At 40.0% G+C, this 707-nt stretch carries 1 protein-coding gene; it reads right to left on the reverse strand.

Features of this window, described 5'->3' with window-relative positions; translation table 11 throughout:
• Position 1: 1 nt before the first annotated feature.
• Positions 2 to 556, reverse strand: coding sequence for a GNAT family N-acetyltransferase (locus tag HQN83_RS25170; RefSeq protein ID WP_173094509.1), 555 nt, complete (start codon positions 554 to 556; stop codon positions 2 to 4).
• Positions 557 to 707 lie beyond the last annotated feature (151 nt).

A 707-nucleotide genomic window follows, 5' to 3' on the forward strand; every position in this document is an offset into this window, starting at 1 on the left:
GCTAGGCTCTCAGGTTATTCACGATCTCATACAGCACACATTCCTGAAGCTTTTCATTAGAGGCCAGTAAAGGATGATGGAATCGTTTAAGCTCTTTCATCCCTATCTTTTGCATTACCCTTACCGATGAAGCATTCGCTTTAGGTGCGATGGCATGTATCACTTTCAATTTTAAATCATTAAAGCCGTAGTCTATACATCTTAGTGCTCCTTCGGTGGCAAAGCCCTGGTTCCACTTCTCTGTATGTAAGCGCCAGCCGATATCTATGCAGGGGGTAAAATCAGATTCAAAATTCTGAACAGACAATCCTATAAACCCAATAAATTCATTGGTACTTAATTCCTCTACTGCAAAATAGCAAAAACCCTTTTCCTGAAATTGCGACTTCATTCTTTTCACAAATTGCCGGGTTCTTTCCTGCGACTGCAAGCCAGGGAAGAACTCCATCACCTGCGGATCCTGATTGATATCTGTCAGTTTATCCACATCAGCTTCCAGCCAATTTCTAAAGCCTAAACGCGCCGACTTGAAAATATAAAATTCATTTGTGCTCATACCGGAATCTGATTTGAACAAATATATAAAAAGAGTGCTTCACAAAAACCAATAACCTGGCCAGTATGCCTCCATTGAATCATTACTGCTTACACCTTAGTTTTTGATAAATAGCGAGGTAAAGTGAGGGTTAATAATCATCAACAAAGTG

Source organism: Pedobacter foliorum (assembly GCF_013266735.1).
Taxonomy (GTDB): domain Bacteria; phylum Bacteroidota; class Bacteroidia; order Sphingobacteriales; family Sphingobacteriaceae; genus Pedobacter; species Pedobacter foliorum.